Source organism: Stenotrophomonas mexicanensis, assembly GCF_032911605.1.
GTDB lineage: Bacteria > Pseudomonadota > Gammaproteobacteria > Xanthomonadales > Xanthomonadaceae > Stenotrophomonas > Stenotrophomonas maltophilia_A.
In genome coordinates, this window is the sequence record NZ_JAWJTG010000018.1 from 35958 (window position 1) to 53932 (window position 17975).

The window sequence follows — 17975 nt, forward strand, 5'->3', positions numbered from 1 at the left end:
TTGACGGAGCTATCATCCCCGGGGGAGTCAGGATCGTGTCTGCCAGGCTGGGAGTGCCGGGCAAGGCAGTGTTGCTCATGGATTGGCGATGCCGTCGGCCTTTGGGTCGTGGCAGGTTCTGCTACCCGGTGCCGTGCCCTTGGAAGGTGCCCGGCACTGCCAGACCATGAGCCAAGGATTTCTATGAATGCCGTAACCACCGCCAACCTTGTCGGCATCACCGGCCTGGCCCGTCGCCTGGTCCAGGACGGCGCCCTGGATGAGGCCAGCGCCCGCGACGCCATGGCCAAGGCCGCCGCGGCCCGTCAGCCGTTGCCCACGTGGTTCGCGCAGAACAAGCTGGTCAATGCCTCGCAGCTGGCCGCCGCCAACGCGGTCGAGTTCGGCATGCCGCTGTTTGACGTGTCCACCTTCGATGCCAGCCAGAACGCGATGAGCCTGGTCAGCGAGGAGCTGCTGCGCAAGCACAACGTGCTGCCGCTGTTCAAGCGCGGTGGCAAGCTGTTCGTCGGCACCAGCAACCCGACCCACTCGCTGGATGAGATCAAGTTCCACACCAACCTGGTGGTCGAGCCGATCCTGGTCGACGAGGACCAGATCCGCCGCACGCTGGAACAGTGGCACGCCAGCCATGACACCCTCGGCGACGCCCTGGGCGGCGATGACGATGGCATGGGCAACCTGGACGTGGCGGCCGGCGACGAGGATCTCGGCGCCTCCGGCAGCGATTCCGGCATCGACGCCAAGGGTGACGACACCCCGGTGGTGAAGTTCGTCAACAAGGTGCTGGTCGATGCCATCCGCAAGGGCGCCTCGGACATCCACTTCGAGCCTTACGAAGACGACTACCGCGTGCGCTTGCGCATCGACGGCCTGCTGAAGATGGTGGCGCGTGCGCCGGTGAAGTTGAACCAGCGCATCGCCGCGCGCCTGAAGGTGATGGCGCAGCTGGATATCGCCGAGAAGCGCGTGCCGCAGGACGGCCGCATCAAGCTCAACCTGTCCAAGAGCAAGCAGATCGACTTCCGCGTGAGCACGCTACCGACCCTGTTCGGCGAGAAGGTGGTGCTGCGTATCCTCGATGGCAGCGCGGCCAAGCTGGGCATCGACAAGCTGGGTTACGAGCCGGACCAGCAGAAGCTGTTCCACGACGCCATCCACAAGCCGTACGGCATGGTGCTGGTGACCGGCCCAACCGGTTCGGGCAAGACGGTGTCGCTGTATACCGCGCTGGGCATCCTCAACGATGAGACGCGCAACATCTCCACCGCCGAAGACCCGGTGGAAATCCGCTTGCCCGGCGTCAACCAGGTGCAGCAGAACAACAAGCGCGGCATGACCTTCGCTGCCGCGCTGCGCTCGTTCCTGCGCCAGGATCCGGACATCATCATGGTCGGCGAAATCCGCGACCTGGAGACGGCCGAGATTGCGATCAAGGCGGCGCAGACCGGCCACATGGTGCTGTCCACACTGCATACCAACGATGCGCCGCAGACCATCGCGCGTCTGATGAACATGGGCATCGCGCCATACAACATCACCAGCTCGGTGACGCTGGTGATCGCCCAGCGCCTGGCACGCCGGTTGTGCGGCAACTGCAAGCGACCGGCCAACCTGCCGGAGCACGCGTTGCTGGCCGAGGGCTTCACCCAGGCGCAGCTGGATGCGGGCATCCAGTTGTACGAGGCGGTGGGCTGCGATGAGTGCACCGAGGGTTACAAGGGCCGAACCGGTATCTACCAGGTGATGCCGATGACCGATGAGATCGCCACCATCGTGCTGGCCGGAGGCAACGCGCTGCAGATTGCCGAGGCGGCGCAGCAGATCGGGGTGAATGACCTGCGGCAGTCGGCGTTGAAGAAGGCGGCAGCGGGTGTGACCAGCCTGGCCGAGATCAATCGCGTTACCAAGGATTGAGGTAGATCCACGCCATGCGTGGATGACGCGATGCATGGGGGTTGCCGGCCAGCGGCCGGCGCTACCGCGTCGGTGGGTAGATCCACGCCATGCGTGGATGGCGCGGCGGCGCACGCCAACCAAGGTTGGCACCTACCAGGGCCGTTCGGCCCTTACTCCATCCCCAGCTTCTTCAGCTTGTAGCGCAGCGCGCGGAAGGTAATCCCCAGCTGCGCAGCCGTGCGGGTCTTGTTCCAGCGGTTCTCTTCCAGTGCACGCTGGATGGCGCTGCGCTCCAGCTGCTCGATGTACGAGGGCAGGGCGGCACCGCCCGGCTGCAGGTCTGCCACGGCTTCTGCGGGTGCTGCGCCGCCGGGCGCTCGCGGAGCGTGCTGCGGCAGGCGCAGGTCGTCGGCACCGATGCGGTCTTCTTCGGCCAGTGCCAGCGCGCGCTCCAGAATGTTCTCCAGCTCGCGCACATTGCCCGGGAACGCGTAGTGGGCCAGCGCTTCCAGCGCCGATGGCGCCAGCAGCGGTGTGGCACGGCCGTGGCTGCGGGCCAGCCGCGCCAGCACGGCGGCAGCCAGTTCCGGCAGGTCCTGGCGGCGCTCGCGCAGCGGCGGCACCTTCAGTTCAATCACGTTGATGCGGTAGTACAGGTCGTGGCGGAAGCGCCCGTCCTCGACCAGTTCGGCCAGGTCACGGTGCGTGGCAGAGAGAATGCGCACGTCCACCGGTTCTTCGTTGGCCGCACCCACCGCACGCACCGACTTTTCCTGGATGGCGCGCAGCAGCTTCACCTGCATCTGCAGGGGCAGCTCGGCCACTTCGTCCAGGAACAGGGTGCCGCCATGTGCAGCCTGGAACAGGCCCGGCTTGTCGGCATGGGCGCCGCTGAAGCTGCCTTTGCGGTGGCCGAAGAACTCGCTCTCCATCAGCTCGCCGGGAATGGCACCGCAGTTGACCGGCACGAACGGACCAGCCGCACGCGCGCCCTGGGCGTGGATGGTGCGCGCGACCAGTTCCTTGCCTACGCCCGATTCACCGAGGATGTAGACCGGCGCCTGGCTGCGCGCGACCTTGCCGATGGTGGTGCGCAGAACGTCCATGGCCGGCGAAGCGCCGAGCAGGCGTGCAGCCTGTTCGGTGGCGGGGCCGGGCGCAGGGCGCTCGGTGTTGTTGAGTTCCAGCGCGTGCTTGACCAGGCCGCGCAGCACCGAGATGTCCACCGGCTTGCTGACGAAGTCGAAGGCGCCGGCCTTCAGCGCTTCCACGGCCAGGTCCATGCTGCCGAACGCAGTGATCATCGCCACCGGTGTGCGCGGGTAGTGCTGGGCGATCTCGCTGACGAGCTCGATGCCGTTGCCATCCGGAAGGCGCATGTCGGTGATGCACAGGTCGTACGGGTTGCTGGCCAGCAGCTCGCGCGCTTCGGCCAGGTTGGCGGCGGTACTGATGCGCAGCCCCATGCGGCCGAGGGTCAGTACTAGCAGTTCGCGGATGTCGCGTTCATCGTCAACGACGAGGGCGCTGCGGGTTTCGTTCATGGGCGTGAAAGATAAACGAGGGGGCTGGAAGCGACAAATGTTTGACGCACAGAATTGGAATCAGGTGGGCAACAGCGTGTGCGGGCCGGGCAGCACCAGGCGGAAGCAGGAGCCGCCGGCGGGCACCGGGATGTAGTCGAGCCGTGCCTGGTTGGCGCGGCACAACTCGCGGGCGATATACAGGCCCAGCCCGGTGCCGTGCTCGGAGGTGGTGAAGAACGGACGGAACAGCTGTGCGGCCACGCTCTCGGGAATGCCGGGGCCACGGTCCATCACGTCGATCACCGCGCTGCGCTCGTGCTGCGCCACGCGCAGGCGCACGCGCGCCGGTTGCTGGCCGATACGGCCGTATTTCAGTGCGTTGTGCACCAGCACGGTGAGCACCTGGTACAGGTGTTTGCTGTCGACCTGCGCCATCACCGACGTGTCGCTGATGATCGGTTCGATGCTGTCGGTTTCCAGCGTTTGGCCCTGCTTGTACTCCAGCACGAAGCGGCGCACGAAGGCGACCAGGTCGACGTTCTCGGGTGTGGCGCGCTCGCGCCGTGCCAGCCCCAGCACGCTCTCGACGATGCCGTTGGTGCGCTGGCACTGCTGGCGGATGATCTGCAGCAGGCGGCGGTCGCTTTCGTTGAAACCGGTGCCTTCCTCCAGCAGCTGCACGGCGTAGTTGATCGCCGCCAGCGGATTGCGGATCTCGTGGGCGAGGCTGGCCGAGAAGCGGCCCATCGCCGACAGGGTGAGCGATTCGGCGCGCCGCGAGACCACGCTGGAGTCGTCCAGGAATACCAGCGCCAGTTCGCTGCCGGCCAGCAGGCGGGCGAAGCGCGGTTGCACTTCCGGCTGGTCGGGGTTGAGCTGCAGCGGCAGTTCGTCCTGCGCCCAGCCGTTGCGCCAGCGCTGCAGGCGGCGCGCCAGTTCCGGCGCAGCACTGGCCAGATCCAGCCGTCCCGTCTCACCGATGCCGTCGTTGTCGCCGAGCAGCATCGAGGCCGCTTCATTGGCCAGGGTGATGCGGTTGTCGGCGTCCACCACCAGCACGCCGGTGCGCATGCGGCGGATGATCAGTTCGTTGATCTGGAACAGGTTGGCCACTTCGTCGCCGCGCTGGTTGGCCAGCTGCTGGTTGCGGCGCGCGCGGTTGCCCACCTGGTAGCTGATGAAGGCCAGCGCCAGGTAGCTGGTGGCGAACATGGCCAGCTCGGCCAGCGTGCGGGTGGGGTCACCGCCTTCGAGCACCTTCCAGAGGTATTCGATGCCGGTGGCCAGGCTGGCAGCAACCGCCAGGCCCAGGCCCCAGCTCAGCGGCAGCAGGGTGGCGGCAGCGGCGATGTTGAACAGCAGCGACATCGAAATGCCGGCGCTGGCACCGGGCAGGGCATGCGCCAGAAGGGTGGCGGCGATGATGTCCACCAGCACGCTGCTGACCACGATCGGGCGCAGCCAGCGTTCGTTGCGGCCGATCGCCAGGGCCAGCAGCGACAGCAGCAGATAGATCGCCGCGACGGTATCGGCCAGACGCGGGTGATGGGCCTCGCCGACCATGCCGGACAGGGGGCTGTAGAGCAGGCCGGCGATGACCGCGGCGATCAGCACCCGGTACAGCGCGAAGAAGTACAGCTCACGCCGCGGAATCGATTCGATGCGGTCGATCAATGAAGCACTGGGTGACACGCCGGAACTCCCCTTCTGGCTGCCTGGGTCTGGAATCTGCGGCGGCCCTGCCTGGCATCCCCTGAAGCCGGGCGGGTTCGTCGCTTCTATGTGGCCCGCGGTGGAAGCTGCCGGGCAAGCCCAACACTACACACCTTGGTTGACCAGTATAGGGCCCCCGGCAGGACGCCGCCGGAGCCGCCCGGATCGCGCATTTGGCCTGCCGTGGATACCGGTGGTCAGCGCCGGCCCGGGCGCAACTGCCTGAATGGCGGTGGAAATCTGGCCGGGTGTGGCGTTTTGTACAGACTTCTTTGCGCCCCGGCGCTGGCTCGGCCACAATAGTGGGCCCGCCGCGGTCCATGCCGGCGCCCCGCCGGGGCCCTGAGGAATTGCGTGCGGTCGTTCCTATTCCCACGGTGACGCATGAATTTCCACGAATACCAGTCAAAACAACTGCTTGCCGAGTACGGCATCCCGGTCCCGGCCGGCAAGGTCGCTGCGACCCCGGACGAAGCGGTTGCCGCTGCCAACTCCCTGGGCCAGGGCCCCTGGATGGTCAAGGCGCAGATCCACGCTGGCGGCCGCGGCAAGGCTGGCGGCGTCAAGTTCTGCAAGACCACCGACGACGTGAAGGCCGCTGCGGCCAAGATGCTCGGCACCAAGATGGCCACCTACCAGACCGCTGGCGTTGAACTGCCGGTCAACCTGGTGCTGGTGACCACCGCCGGCGAGATCGTCAAGGAACTGTACCTGTCGGTGCTGGTCGACCGTGGCACCAAGACCATCACCTACATCGCCTCTTCGGAAGGCGGCGTGGAGATCGAGCAGGTCGCCGCTGAAACCCCGGAGCTGATCCACTCGCTGAACGTCGACTTCGTCGAAGGCGTGCAGGGTTACCACGGCCGTGATTTCGGCTTCAAGCTGGGCCTGACCGCCAAGCAGGCCGGCCAGTTCGCCAGCATCATGGTGAACCTGTACCGCCTGTTCAACGAAAAGGACCTGGCTCTGGTTGAAATCAACCCGCTGGCCATCCTGGACGACGGCAACCTGTACGCGCTGGACGGCAAGTTCGACAGCGACGACAACGCCGCGTTCCGCCAGAAGGCCCTGGTCGCCATGCGCGACAAGACCCAGGAAGATCCGACCGAAGTGATCGCTTCGGAGCTGGACATCAACTACGTCACCATGGACGGCAACATCGGCTGCATGGTGAACGGCGCAGGCCTGGCCATGGCCACCATGGACGTCATCAAGCTCAACGGCGGCGAGCCGGCGAACTTCCTGGACGTGGGCGGCGGTGCCAACAAGCAGCGCGTCATCGAAGCGTTCAAGCTGATCCTGTCCTCGGACAAGGTTGAAGGCATCTTCGTCAACATCTTCGGCGGCATCGTCCGCTGCGACATGATTGCCGAAGGCATCATCGCCGCCGTGAAGGAAGTGGGCGTCAAGGTTCCGGTCGTGGTGCGCCTGGAAGGCACCAACGTGGAAGAAGGCAAGCAGCTGCTGCGCGACAGCGGCATGGCCATCATCCCGGCTGACAACATCAACGATGGCGCCAAGAAGATCGTTGAAGCTGTCAAGAACGCTGCCTGATTCGACACCAAGGAATTCCCATGTCTGTTTTGATTAACAAGAACACCAAGGTGATCGTGCAGGGCTTCACCGGCCAGCAGGGCACCTTCCACGCCACTCAGATGATCGAGTACGGCACCCAGGTTGTTGGCGGCGTGACCCCGGGCAAGGGTGGCACCACCCACATCGACCTGCCGGTCTTCAACACCGTTGCCGACGCCGTGCAGAGCACCGGCGCCAACGCTTCGGTCATCTACGTGCCGCCGCCGTACGCGGCCGACGCGATCCTGGAAGCCGCTGCTGCCGGCATCAAGGTCATCGTCTGCATCACCGAAGGCATCCCGGTGCTGGACATGCTGCGCGTCAAGAACGTGCTGACCCGTTCGCATCCGGACACCGTGCTGATCGGGCCGAACTGCCCGGGCGTCATCACCCCGGGTGAGTGCAAGATCGGCATCATGCCGGGCCACATCCACCAGCCGGGCAAGATCGGCATCGTGTCGCGTTCGGGCACCCTGACCTATGAAGCGGTCAAGCAGACCACCGAAGTCGGCCTGGGCCAGTCCACCTGCATCGGCATCGGTGGTGACCCGATCAACGGCCTGAACTTCGTCGACTGCCTGAAGCTGTTCAACGAAGACCCGCAGACCGAAGGCATCATCATGGTTGGCGAAATCGGCGGTGACGCTGAAGAAGCCGGCGCCGAGTACATCAAGAACCACGTGAAGAAGCCGGTCGTCGGTTTCATCGCCGGTGCGTCGGCTCCGGCCGGCAAGCGCATGGGCCACGCCGGTGCGATCGCCTCGGGCGGCAAGGGCACTGCCGAAGGCAAGTTCGCCGCCATGGAAGCTGCCGGTGTTGTCACCGTCCGCTCGCCGGGCGACCTGGGCGCTGCCATCGCCAAGCTGGTCAAATAAGACCGCTTGTGTAGAGTCGAGCCATGCTCGACTGACGCTCTTGCTTCAAACAGAAAGGCCGCCTCCGGGCGGCCTTTCTGCGTCTGGTGCCCTGACCATCCCGGTAACCCCATCCACGCATGGCGTGGATCTACTGAGCCGGGGCTGTCCACGCAGTGAGCGCGCCCGGCGCGCGCATGGCGCAGCGCTACAATGGGCACATTGCAACCACAGGCTGGATTCCCATGGCTTCGATCCGCATCGCGATGGCGCAGTTCGACTTCCCGGTCGGCGATGTCGCCGGCAACACCGAGCGCATCATCGAGATGATCGGCCAGGCGCGCGACGAGTACGGCGCCGAGCTGGTGATGTTCCCCGAGCTGGCGGTGAGTGGTTATCCGCCGGAAGACCTGCTGCTGCGCCCGGGCTTCCTGTACGAGTGCGAGCAGGCGATGGCCCGCATCGCTGCTGCCTGCCGTGGCATCACCGCCGTGGTCGGTTGGCCGCAGGCGGCCGGTGCGGTGGTCTACAACGCCGCCAGCGTGCTGCGTGACGGCCTGGTCGAGCAGACCTACCGCAAGCGCGAGCTGCCCAACTACGCGGTGTTCGACGAGCGCCGCTACTTCGATGTCGATCCGGATGGCGGCAGCTGCGTGTTCGAGGTCAACGGCATTCCGGTAGGCCTGCTGATCTGCGAGGACCTGTGGTTCGCCGAGCCGCTGGCCGACACCGTGCGCGCCGGTGCGCAGCTGGTGGTGGTGCCGAATGCCTCGCCCTACGAGCGTGGCAAGCATGCCCAGCGCGATGCAGTGCTGGCCGCACGCACCCGTGAGAGCGGGGCGGCGATCGCCTACCTCAACGTGGTCGGTGGCCAGGACGCGCTGGTGTTCGACGGCGCCTCGGTGGTGGCCGATGGCGACGGTACCGTGCACCCGGCCGCCGCCGCCTTCGTCGACCAGTGGCTGGTGGTGGAGTACGACGGTGAAACCCGCCGCTTCATGCCGCACGTGTGGATGGACGATGGCGACGAGAGCATGGACGCGCTGGCCTGGCGCGCAGTGACCCGTGGCATCCAGGACTACTGCCGCAAGAACGGCTTCAAGAAGGTGTGGCTGGGCTTGTCCGGCGGCATCGATTCGGCGCTGGTGCTGGCCATGGCCGTGGACGCGATGGGCGCGGAAAACGTCACCGCGGTGCGGTTGCCGTCGCGCTATACCGCGGGCCTGTCCAACGACCTGGCCGCCGAACAGTGCCAGGCACTGGGCGTGAAGCTGGAGGCAGTATCGATCGAGCCGGCGTTCAAGGGCCTGATGGAATCGCTGGCGCCGATGTTCGAAGGCACTGCGCCGGACGTGACCGAAGAGAACCTGCAGTCGCGCAGCCGTGGCGTGATCCTGATGGCGCTGGCCAACAAGTTCGGTGGCCTGCTGCTGACCACCGGCAACAAAAGCGAATACGCGGTGGGTTACGCCACCATCTACGGCGACATGTGCGGTGGCTATGCGCCGCTGAAGGACCTGTACAAGACCGAAGTGTTCGGGCTGTCGAAGTGGCGCAACACCGTGGGCGGCGCGCCGGTGATCCCGCCGGCCGTGATCAGCCGCCCGCCGTCGGCCGAGTTGCGCGAGAACCAGCTGGACCAGGACTCGCTGCCGGCCTATGACGTGCTGGACGGCATCCTGTACCGCTACATCGACCAGGAGCAGTCGCGCACGGAGATCGTGGCGGCCGGCTATGACGCGGCCGTGGTCGACCGGGTGCTGCGCCTGGTGCGCATCAGCGAGTGGAAGCGGCACCAGGCCGCGCCGGGGCCGAAGGTCTCGCGCCGGGCATTTGGCCGCGAGCGTCGTTACCCGATCAGCAACGGCTACAAGGGCTGAAGCTGCGGTTGGCGGGTAGTGCCGGCCGCTGGCCGGCAACCCCGCATACTGCGTATCCACGCATGGCGTGGCTCTACTGCGTTCGGTAGTGCCGGCCGCTGGCCGGCAACCCGTATACCGCGTATCCACGCATGGCGTGGATCTACTGGGCGTCCTCAAGCAGCTGTTCGAGGCTGGCGGTTTCCGCAGCGTCGTTGAAGCGTCCGTCCCCCAGCCGTGCCCGCACAAACGCCAGGCCATCCGCCGCCGCCGCATCCAGCGTGCCGCGGTGGTCGACCGGGTAACGCCGGAACGCGACCGGCTCGCCTCGCAGGGCCAGGCCTGCGGCATATAGCAGGGTGGTCAGATAGGGCACATCGCGGTCCTCGCTGCCGTGGCCCAGCATCAGCGGTTGGCTGAAGCCGCGGCGCGGTACACCGAGATAGTCGTACAGCACCGCCCAGATGCCCGGCACGCTGGTCAGCGGTGCAGTGAACATGCTGCCGGTATCCGCACCGTCCAGCGTGGTGGCCAGTTCGCCCAGGCACTGCTCGCGTGCCACTGCCACGCGGGCGCGGCCGGTGTCGCTGAGGACGCGGTCGATCTGCGGCGCAACCTGCAACAGACCGTCGAGCAGATACGCGTGATACGCGTTGAGCGCGCCAGGATTGGCGGTGCGGTTGTCCGGCTTCATCACCAGCGCGGTCAGCTCGACGGCGGTGGGCGTGCCGGTGGTGAAGCTGCCGCGGTAGTGCAGGGAAGGGCCACCATAGGTGGGCGCCAGATGCCCGGCTGTGAGGGCTGCAGCGCCACCCTGTGAATGACCAACCGAGACCCAGCGCGGCGACAGCGTTGCGTTGCCCAGATACTGGCGGCTGGCCTTGACCAGGTCGATGGCATTGCGGGCGGCCGTGCGCACATGCAGATAGGCATGCTCGCCGGGGCTGCCGAGCCCCTGGTAGTCCGCGGCGACGACCGCATAGCCCTGGGCCAGGAACTGATCGAGGAAGCGCCCGTCGCGTTCGGGTTGGTAGGGGCCGGACACCGAGGGCGCGCAGCGATCGGCGATGCCCTGGGTGCCATGTGCCCAGGACACCACCGGCCAGCCGCCCGCTGGAGCCGCGCCGGCGGGCAGGTACAGCAGGCCGGTGCCTTCGGCCAGCTGGCCGCGAAGATCCGGGGTGCGGTAGTGGAGCTTGTAGGCCTGCGCAGCCTTGGACGGCACCCATGACGCGCGATAGGGGGCAGCAGACAGCAGATCGCCCGGTGCACCCGGTGCGGCAGCGAGGGGGCCCGAGGACAGCGCCAGCACGGCCGTGGCGAGGAGGCAGGCGAGGGGGCGGAAACGGCGGGGCGGTAGGGTCATGGGGCGCTCCTTCACGGCCGGGATGGCCGTTGCGCCGCAGTGTGGAGGGCGTCGCCGGAGCGGGATGCGACCGGCGTCGCATCCGCCGGGAATTCGTAGAATTCCTAGTGTCGTGGTCCATGGGAGTACGAACCATCCACGCATGGCGTGGATCTACCGACAAAGAAAAGGCCCCTTTCGGGGCCCTCTCTTACTTCTTTTCCAGTCGCGCGTTGCGCTGGCCGGTGCTGGCGGATTTCTCGCCGGCGAACGGGTTCAGCTTGCGGATCATCCACGGGTACTTCGGCCACTTGCCTTCCAGCCACGGGTGGTCCGGCTGGTTCAGCTGCAGGACGCGGCGGGCATCGTCGGCCAGGGTCTTGTTGCCCAGGTGGGTGTAGGAATCGGCCAGCACAGCCACGGCGTCGTACTGGAAGGCGCTCTGCGGGTAGGTTTCCAGCAGGTAGTTGGCGCGGCCGGCGGCCGAGACCCAGGCGCCGCGGCGCATGTAGTACAGGGCGTTGTCCAGCTCATGCTGGGCGAACACGTCACGCAGCTCCAGCATGCGCTGGCGCGCATCGGCGGCGTAGCGGCTGTTCGGGTAGCGGTCGACCACGATGTTGAAGTCCGAATACGCCTGGTGCGGCGTGGACAGGTCGCGGCGGCTGGCATCCAGCGACCATACGCGGCGCAGGAAAACCGTACTGCGGTTGGAGTTGGCCAGGCCGCGCAGGTAGTACAGGTACGCGATGTTGCGATGGGTCGGGTAGGTACGGATGAAGCGGTCGATGCTGGACACCGCGTCATCGTGCTTGCCGGCCTTGTACTGGGCGTAGGCGGTCTCGATCATCGCCTGCTCGGTGTACGGACCGTACGGATACTGGGCCACCAGGCGGCGGAAGCTGGCTTCGGCGCCGCTCCAGTTGCCACCCTGCATCAGCTTGTGGCTCTTCTCGTACAACTGTTCGACCGGCGTCCCTTCATCGGGGCGATCGCCCTTCTTGGCACCACGGTGGCAGCCGGTGGCGGCGATGACCAGCACCAGCAGCAGGGCGGTGAGGCGGACGGGCGCGGAGAGCATGGCGGAGCGTCGGATCATGGGGTCGAGGCGGGACGCGGCTGGAATACGAAGGGTCGATGATAGCCTAGTGTCCTGTCCAGCGACTGAAACCGGCCGCCGGGACCCCAAAATTTCAAAGAATGCCCCCTGCCATGTCTGAACAACCCTCTGAATCGGCCCGCCAGGCCATCGTCCCCGACACCGCTGCCGGCCGTCGTTTCGACGCCGTGGTGGCCGAACTGTTCCCCGAATACTCGCGTTCGCGCCTGACCGAGTGGATCAAGGCCGGTGAGGTGCTGCTGGACGGCGCCCAGGTGCGCCCGCGCGATCCGCTGCGCGGCGGCGAGCTCGTGACCCTCAATGTGGTGCTCGAGACCCAGACCGACGCCCAGCCGGAGGACATCCCGCTGGACGTGCTGTTCGAGGACGAGCACCTGCTGGTGATCAACAAGCCGGTCGGCCTGGTGGTGCACCCGGGCGCGGGCAACCACAGCGGCACCCTGGTCAACGCCCTGCTGTTCCGTGACCCCTCGGTGGCGGTGCTGCCGCGCGCCGGCATCGTGCACCGCCTGGACAAGGACACCAGCGGCGTGATGGTGGTGGCCAAGACCCTGGAAGCGCAGACCGCACTGGTCGAGCAGCTGGCCGCGCGCGACGTGCACCGCCAGTACCTGGCCATCGTGATGGGTGCGCTGGTGGCCGGCGGTACCGCCGATGCCCCGATCGACCGCCACCCACGCGACCGCCTGAAGATGGCCGTGCGCGAGGACGGCAAGGAAGCGATCACCCATTACCGCCTGCGCGAGCGCTTCCGTGCGCACACTGCGCTGGAGTGCCGCCTGGAAACCGGCCGTACCCATCAGATCCGCGTGCACATGGCGCATGTGCGCCATCCGATCATCGGTGACCCGCTGTACGGCGGTGCGCTGAAGCTGCCCAAGGGCGCCAGCGATGAGCTGGTAGCCGCGCTGCGCGGCTTCAAGCGCCAGGCCCTGCACGCCGAGACCCTGGAGTTCACGCACCCGATCACCGGTGAGCCGGTGCGCAACACCGCGCCGGTGCCGGACGACATGCTGCACCTGATGAAGGTGCTGCGCGAAGACAGCGAAGCCTTCGCCGCACGCGAGCGGGACCGCTGGTGATGGCCGCCGCGTTGCCTTTGCTGCAGGCGGACTGGCCGGCGCCTCCGGGCGTCCATGCGCTGACCACGCGTCGGCACGGTGCGGGCATTTCGCCGGCGCCGTTCGCGCAGTTCAACCTGGGCAACCGGCACGCGGCCGATGGTGATACCCCGGCCAACGTGGAGCACAACCGCCAGCTGCTGCAGCAGGGGCTGGCGCTGCCGTCGGCACCGCACTGGCTGCGCCAGGTGCACAGCAGTACCGTGCTGCGCTTCACAACGCCGCCGGTGCCTGGCGCAAGCGAACCGGTGGCCGACGCTGCGGTGACCTCGGTGCCCGGCGTGGTGCTGGCGATCCTGACCGCCGACTGCCTGCCGGTGGTGTTTGCCGCGGCCGATGGCAGCGAAGTGGGCGCGGCCCATGCCGGTTGGCGTGGGCTGGCCGACGGCATGCTGGAGGCCACGGTGGCCGCCATGCAGACCCCGCCCGCGCAGCTGCGCGCGTGGCTGGGCCCGGCGGCCGGGCCGGCCGACTACGAGATCGGCGAAGAGGTCTTCCACGCCTTCGTCGGCCATGATCCGGCGGCCGAGGCGGCGTTTGTGGCGACACGCCCGGGGCACTGGAAGGTGGACCTGTTCGCCCTGGCACGTCAGCGCCTGCAGGCGGCGGGCATGGACCCGGCGCAGGTGTATGGCGGCACGGTGTCGACGATGGCCGATCCGGACCTGTATTCGCACCGGCGCGACCGTCGCACCGGGCGCATGGCGACCCTGGCCTGGATCGCGCCCTGACCCCGCCGCTGTTCGCGCGCGTGCTGGGGCCGGCCTTCGCCACCCTGGCCGCGCCGGTGCAGGCGCTGCATGCCGCACCGTTGCCGTGCCGCTACGTGGGGCAGGCGCGTATCGTGAGAGGGCGGCACTGGCTGGTGCCGCTGCTGGCCGCGTTGGCGCGGTTGCCGAAGGACGGTGAAGCGCTGCCCACCGAAGTGGCGTTCAGCGCACACGGGCAGGGCGAGCAATGGGCAAGACGATTTGGTCGCTGGCCGATGGTGTCGCGGCTGTGGGTACACGAGGGCTGCCTGCGCGAGCAGCTGGGCGCGGTGCGCTTCGAATTTGATCTGCAGGCCCGCGAGGGTGGCATCGACTGGTCGGTGCGGCGGGTCTGGGCGTTCGGGCTGCTCCCGCTGCCGAGGCGCTGGTTTGGTGGTGTGCGTTGCCGCGAAGCCTGGCAGGGCGCCCGTTACACTTTCCTGGTCGATGTGACCTTGCCCTGGGCCGGAGCCCTGATCCGCTATGAAGGCTGGCTCGAACCGCAGTGATTCCGCCGCCGAGCCCGGCAACGCGGTGATCGTGTTCGATGGCGTGTGCGCGCTGTGCAATCGCTGGGTGCGCTTCCTGCTGCGTTTCGACCGCAAGGGCCGCTACCGCTTTGCGGCGATGCAGGGCGCGCAGGGCAGCGCGATGTTGCGCGCGCACGGGCTGGACCCGCAGGACCCGATGTCGTTCCTGCTGCTGGACGAACAGGGCGCCTGGACCGATACCGATGCGATCCTGCGCGTGCTGGCGGGGCTGGGCGGCGCCTGGCGCCTGACCGGTGCATTGCGCGTGCTGCCGCGCAGCTGGCGTGATGCCGCGTACCGCGCGCTGGCCCGCAACCGCTACCGCTGGTTCGGGCGGCATGACGCCTGTTACCTGCCCGCACCGGAGCAGGCCGCGCGGTTCCTGGATTGACCGCCGGCCTTCTGTAGAGTCGAGCCATGCTCGACTGGGGTTTTTTTCCCTGCCGATAGCAGTCGAGCATGGCTCGACTCTACAAGAGCCAGTCGAGCAGGCTCGACGCTACAGGCGCGGCCTCGTCAGCCTTCCAGCGCGTCCAGATAGCTGCGGCGCCAGTGGTTGATGTCGTAGGTGCGCAGGTGCTCCATCATCGCGTGCCAGCGTTCCTTGCGCCTGCGCAGCGACATGGTTGCCGCGGTGGCGATGGCGTCGGCCACGCCGTCCAGATCATGCGGGTTCACCAGCAGCGCCTGCTTGAGTTCGTCGGCGGCGCCGGCCAGCAGCGACAGCACCAGCACGCCGGGGTCTTCCGGGTCCTGCGAGGCCACGTACTCCTTGGCCACCAGGTTCATGCCATCGCGCAGCGGCGTGACCAGGCCCACTGCCGCCGCCCGGTAGAAGCCGGTCAGCGTGGCGTGGGTGAAGTTCTGGTTGACGTAGCGCAGCGGCGTCCAGTCCGGTTCGGCGTGCCCACCGTTGATGTGGCCGGCGATCTGTTCCAGCTGGCTGCGCAGCTGCCGGTACTCGGTGACATCGCCGCGCGAGACTGGGGCGATCTGCAGGTAGGTCAGCGAGCCGCGCTGATCCGGATGGCGCTCCAGATAGCGCTCGAAGCCGAGGAAGCGTTCGGGCAGGCCCTTGGAATAGTCCAGGCGATCCACGCCGATCGCCAGCTGGCGGTCACGCAGGCTGTTGCGCAGGTTCTTCACAGCGGCCTTGGTGGCGGCGGTGCCGGCCTGTCGCGCGATCAGCTCGGTGTCGATACCGATCGGGAACGCCGCCGCACGGAAGCGGCGCCCGCCCGGTGCTTCCAGCTCGCCGTTGTCGAGCACGCGGCCGCCGCCGAACAGGCGCAGGTAGGTCTGGAAGCGATCGGCGTCGCGCTGGGTCTGGAAGCCGACCAGATCGTAGGCGTACAGCGCGGAAAACAGCCGCAGGTGGTCGGGCATGGCCTGCAGCAGGTCGGCCGACGGCATCGGGATGTGCAGGAAGAAGCCGATGCGGCAGCCGATGCCACGCTCGCGCAGCAGCGCACCAAGCGGGATCAGGTGGTAGTCGTGGATCCAGACGATGTCGTCCTCGCGCAGCAGCGGCGCGAGCTTGTCGGCGAACAGCGCGTTGACCTTATGGTAGGTCTCGCGGGTGCCCCGGTCGTAGTCGACCAGATCCAGGCGGAAGTGCAGCAACGGCCAGAGGGTGCGATTGGCGAAACCGTTGTAGTAGCCATCGACCTCGCGCTTGCTCAGGTCGAGGGTGACGAATTCGATATCGCCATCCTTCTGCGTGTGCAGCGTGCCGCTGCCGTCGCGCACACTCTTGCCGCTCCAGCCGAACCACATGCCGCCACGTTCCTTCAGCGCGGCCAGCAGGCCCACCGCCAGGCCGCCGGCGCGGTTCTCGCCCGGTACGGCCACACGGTTTGAAACCACCACCAGACGACTCACGATGCCTCCTGCCAGGACCGCGACAGGCGCATCGCGGCGGTGATCAGGCCGACGTGCGAATAGGTCTGCGGGAAATTGCCCCAGGCCTCGCCGCTGTCGAAGGCCAGATCCTCCGACAGCAGGCCCAGGTGGTTGCGCTGTTTCAGCAGCAGCTCGAACATCCCGCGTGCTTCGTCCATGCGCCCGATTGCCGCCAGCGCATCGATGTACCAGAAGGTGCAGATGGTGAAGCTGGTTTCCGGTTCGCCGAAGTCATCCGGCGCGACATAGCGGTACAGCGAGTTGCCATGCTTGAGGTCGCGGCCGATGGCGTCGACGGTGGCGATGAAGCGCGCATCCATCGCGTCGATGAAGCCGATGTCGGCCAGCAGCAGCAACGAGGCATCCAGCCGATGGCCACCAAAGGTATCGGTGAAGTGGCCCAGCTCCTCGCTCCAGGACTCGGCCATGATGCGCGCATGGATGGTGTCGGCACGCTCGCGCCAGTAATGGGCGCGGTCATCTCGCTTCAGGCGCACGGCGATCTTGCACAGGCGGTCACACGCCGCCCAGCACATCGCGCTGGTGTAGGTGTGCACTTCGGTGCGGCCGCGAAACTCCCACAGGCCGGCATCAGGCACGTCGTGCAGGGCGAACGCCTGTTCACCCAAGGGTTCCAGGCGGGCGAAGGTGTGCGCATCGCCCGGGTCCTGCAGGCGGCGGTCGAAGAACAACTGCGTGGACGCCAGCACCACGCTGCCGTAGACATCGTGCTGGCGCTGCACCCAGGCCAGGTTGCCGCGCCGCACCGGGCCCATGCCACGGTAGCCGGACAGGCTGGGTACTTCGTCCTCGTCCAGCTTGGCCTCGAAGCCGATGCCATACAGCGGCTGCAACGTGCCATCGGTGGTGGCCAGGTTGAAGATGTAGCCGAGGAACTGTTCCATCGTGCGCGTTGCGCCGAGGCGGTTCAGTGCGCGCACCACGAACGCGGCATCGCGCAGCCAGCAGTAACGGTAGTCCCAGTTGCGCACGCTGCCGGGCGCTTCCGGAATGGAGGTGGTCATCGCCGCGATGATCGCGCCGCTGTCCTCGTACTGGCACAGCTTCAGGGTGATCGCACTGCGGATCACCGCGTCCTGCCATTCCAGTGGAATGGACAGGTAGCGCACCCATTCGCGCCAGTAGTCGCGGGTGCGCTGGAAGGCTTCCTGCACATAGCCACTGATCGAGCGGTTGAGCGATTCATCCACGCCCAGGATCAGGTGGATGGGATGGTTGAGCACGAACGGCAGGCCATCGCGGATGAAGCGCACCGGCACGTCGGTGGTCAGCCGCAGCACGTGTTCGGGCAGGATCCAGCGCACGTGGTTGCTGCCCCAGGTGGACTCGGGCACGCGTGCGCCCCAGTCGGCCAGTGGCCGTGCGTGCACGGTGATGCGTGGGCTGCCGGCCAGTGGTCGTACCTGGCGGATCAGGCTGACCGGTCGGTAGAAACGGTCGTTCTGGCGCCAGCGCGGGGCGAAATCAAGGATTTCCAGTTCACCACCGTGCGCGTCGCGCAGCACGGTGCGCAGGATCGCGGTGTTGGTCAGGTATTCCTGCTCGCTGCTCGCGAAGTCCTCCAGCTCGATGGCGAAGTCGCCACCCGTCTGCTGGTTGGGGCCGAGCAGGGCACAGAAGGTGGGGTCGCCGTCGAAGGTGGGCAGGCAGCTCCAGACAACGCGGGCACGCTTGTCGACCAGGGCGCCGAAGCTGCCGTTGCCGACCACGCCCAGATCAAGATCGGGTTGGGTCATCACGCGGTACATCTCGGTTGCGGCC

General features: G+C 67.2%; 14 protein-coding genes. 8 read left to right on the forward strand and 6 right to left on the reverse strand.

Annotation, left to right across the window (positions count from 1 at the left end; genetic code table 11):
- The first annotated feature begins 183 nt into the window (after positions 1–183).
- Positions 184–1917: a type IV-A pilus assembly ATPase PilB gene (gene pilB, locus R1L06_RS09815; RefSeq protein ID WP_317217591.1), complete on the forward strand. Its 1734-nt coding sequence runs from the start codon at positions 184–186 to the stop codon at positions 1915–1917.
- Between the two features lie 152 nt (positions 1918–2069).
- Here pilB and R1L06_RS09820 read toward each other — a convergent pair whose 3' ends face one another.
- Together R1L06_RS09820 and R1L06_RS09825 are read right to left on the reverse strand one after the other, a co-directional pair.
- Positions 2070–3443, reverse strand: coding sequence for a sigma-54-dependent transcriptional regulator (locus tag R1L06_RS09820; RefSeq protein WP_032128822.1), 1374 nt, complete (start codon positions 3441–3443; stop codon positions 2070–2072).
- A 60-nt stretch (positions 3444–3503) separates the two neighbouring features.
- Complete coding sequence (locus tag R1L06_RS09825) at positions 3504–5117, reverse strand: sensor histidine kinase (RefSeq protein ID WP_317217592.1); 1614 nt, start codon at positions 5115–5117, stop codon at positions 3504–3506.
- A gap of 405 nt (positions 5118–5522) precedes the next feature.
- On the opposite strand from R1L06_RS09825, the gene sucC reads away from it, so the two are divergent.
- From sucC to R1L06_RS09840, 3 genes are all read left to right on the forward strand, one after another.
- Positions 5523–6692, forward strand: coding sequence for an ADP-forming succinate--CoA ligase subunit beta (gene sucC / locus R1L06_RS09830; RefSeq protein WP_004154430.1), 1170 nt, complete (start codon positions 5523–5525; stop codon positions 6690–6692).
- A gap of 20 nt (positions 6693–6712) precedes the next feature.
- A complete protein-coding gene (gene sucD / locus R1L06_RS09835; protein ID WP_005410793.1) occupies positions 6713–7588 on the forward strand; it encodes a succinate--CoA ligase subunit alpha in 876 nt (291 codons plus the stop codon).
- A gap of 224 nt (positions 7589–7812) precedes the next feature.
- Entirely contained in the window at positions 7813–9447 is a 1635-nt protein-coding gene (locus R1L06_RS09840) for an NAD+ synthase (RefSeq protein ID WP_100437657.1), read from the forward strand.
- A 142-nt stretch (positions 9448–9589) separates the two neighbouring features.
- On the opposite strand, the gene R1L06_RS09845 is transcribed toward R1L06_RS09840, so the two are convergent.
- Complete coding sequence (locus R1L06_RS09845; RefSeq protein ID WP_317217593.1) at positions 9590–10792, reverse strand: lipase family protein; 1203 nt, start codon at positions 10790–10792, stop codon at positions 9590–9592.
- A 190-nt stretch (positions 10793–10982) separates the two neighbouring features.
- Positions 10983–11870, reverse strand: coding sequence for an outer membrane protein assembly factor BamD (locus R1L06_RS09850; RefSeq protein WP_029379759.1), 888 nt, complete (start codon positions 11868–11870; stop codon positions 10983–10985).
- 113 nt (positions 11871–11983) lie between these two features.
- Here R1L06_RS09850 and rluD point away from each other — a divergent pair, with 113 nt between their 5' ends.
- The 4 genes from rluD to R1L06_RS09870 are packed head-to-tail and all read left to right on the forward strand — an operon-like array spanning position 11984 to position 14682.
- Positions 11984–12973, forward strand: coding sequence for a 23S rRNA pseudouridine(1911/1915/1917) synthase RluD (gene rluD, locus R1L06_RS09855; RefSeq protein ID WP_080291790.1), 990 nt, complete (start codon positions 11984–11986; stop codon positions 12971–12973).
- Entirely contained in the window at positions 12973–13743 is a 771-nt protein-coding gene (pgeF, locus tag R1L06_RS09860) for a peptidoglycan editing factor PgeF (protein ID WP_049398202.1), read from the forward strand. The genes rluD and pgeF overlap by 1 nt, the downstream gene beginning before the upstream one ends.
- Before the next feature lie 20 nt (positions 13744–13763).
- Entirely contained in the window at positions 13764–14270 is a 507-nt protein-coding gene (locus R1L06_RS09865) for a DUF4166 domain-containing protein (RefSeq protein ID WP_317217594.1), read from the forward strand.
- Positions 14245–14682 carry a thiol-disulfide oxidoreductase DCC family protein gene (locus R1L06_RS09870; protein WP_317217595.1) on the forward strand — a complete coding sequence of 146 codons (438 nt, stop codon included), beginning with the start codon at positions 14245–14247 and terminating at the stop codon, positions 14680–14682. Before R1L06_RS09865 ends, R1L06_RS09870 begins: the two co-directional genes overlap by 26 nt.
- A gap of 125 nt (positions 14683–14807) precedes the next feature.
- Here the strand turns inward: R1L06_RS09870 and otsA are convergent, their stop codons facing one another.
- Both otsA and R1L06_RS09880 read right to left on the reverse strand, forming a co-directional pair.
- Complete coding sequence (gene otsA, locus R1L06_RS09875) at positions 14808–16172, reverse strand: alpha,alpha-trehalose-phosphate synthase (UDP-forming) (RefSeq protein ID WP_032128815.1); 1365 nt, start codon at positions 16170–16172, stop codon at positions 14808–14810.
- A complete protein-coding gene (locus tag R1L06_RS09880; protein WP_049398205.1) occupies positions 16169–17950 on the reverse strand; it encodes a glycoside hydrolase family 15 protein in 1782 nt (593 codons plus the stop codon). Before R1L06_RS09880 ends, otsA begins: the two co-directional genes overlap by 4 nt.
- Positions 17951–17975: the final 25 nt, after the last annotated feature.

Excerpts from the sequence above, each read along its gene's own strand:
- pilB (WP_317217591.1), top strand. The coding sequence starts at position 184 with ATGAATGCCGTAACCACCGCCAACCTTGTCGGCATCACCGGCCTGGCC.
- R1L06_RS09820 (WP_032128822.1), bottom strand. The coding sequence starts at position 3,443 with ATGAACGAAACCCGCAGCGCCCTCGTCGTTGACGATGAACGCGACATC.
- sucC (WP_004154430.1), top strand. The coding sequence starts at position 5,523 with ATGAATTTCCACGAATACCAGTCAAAACAACTGCTTGCCGAGTACGGC.
- sucD (WP_005410793.1), top strand. The coding sequence starts at position 6,713 with ATGTCTGTTTTGATTAACAAGAACACCAAGGTGATCGTGCAGGGCTTC.
- R1L06_RS09840 (WP_100437657.1), top strand. The coding sequence starts at position 7,813 with ATGGCTTCGATCCGCATCGCGATGGCGCAGTTCGACTTCCCGGTCGGC.
- R1L06_RS09845 (WP_317217593.1), bottom strand. The coding sequence starts at position 10,792 with ATGACCCTACCGCCCCGCCGTTTCCGCCCCCTCGCCTGCCTCCTCGCC.
- R1L06_RS09850 (WP_029379759.1), bottom strand. The coding sequence starts at position 11,870 with ATGATCCGACGCTCCGCCATGCTCTCCGCGCCCGTCCGCCTCACCGCC.
- rluD (WP_080291790.1), top strand. The coding sequence starts at position 11,984 with ATGTCTGAACAACCCTCTGAATCGGCCCGCCAGGCCATCGTCCCCGAC.
- pgeF (WP_049398202.1), top strand. The coding sequence starts at position 12,973 with ATGGCCGCCGCGTTGCCTTTGCTGCAGGCGGACTGGCCGGCGCCTCCG.
- R1L06_RS09870 (WP_317217595.1), top strand. The coding sequence starts at position 14,245 with ATGAAGGCTGGCTCGAACCGCAGTGATTCCGCCGCCGAGCCCGGCAAC.
- R1L06_RS09880 (WP_049398205.1), bottom strand. The coding sequence starts at position 17,950 with ATGACCCAACCCGATCTTGATCTGGGCGTGGTCGGCAACGGCAGCTTC.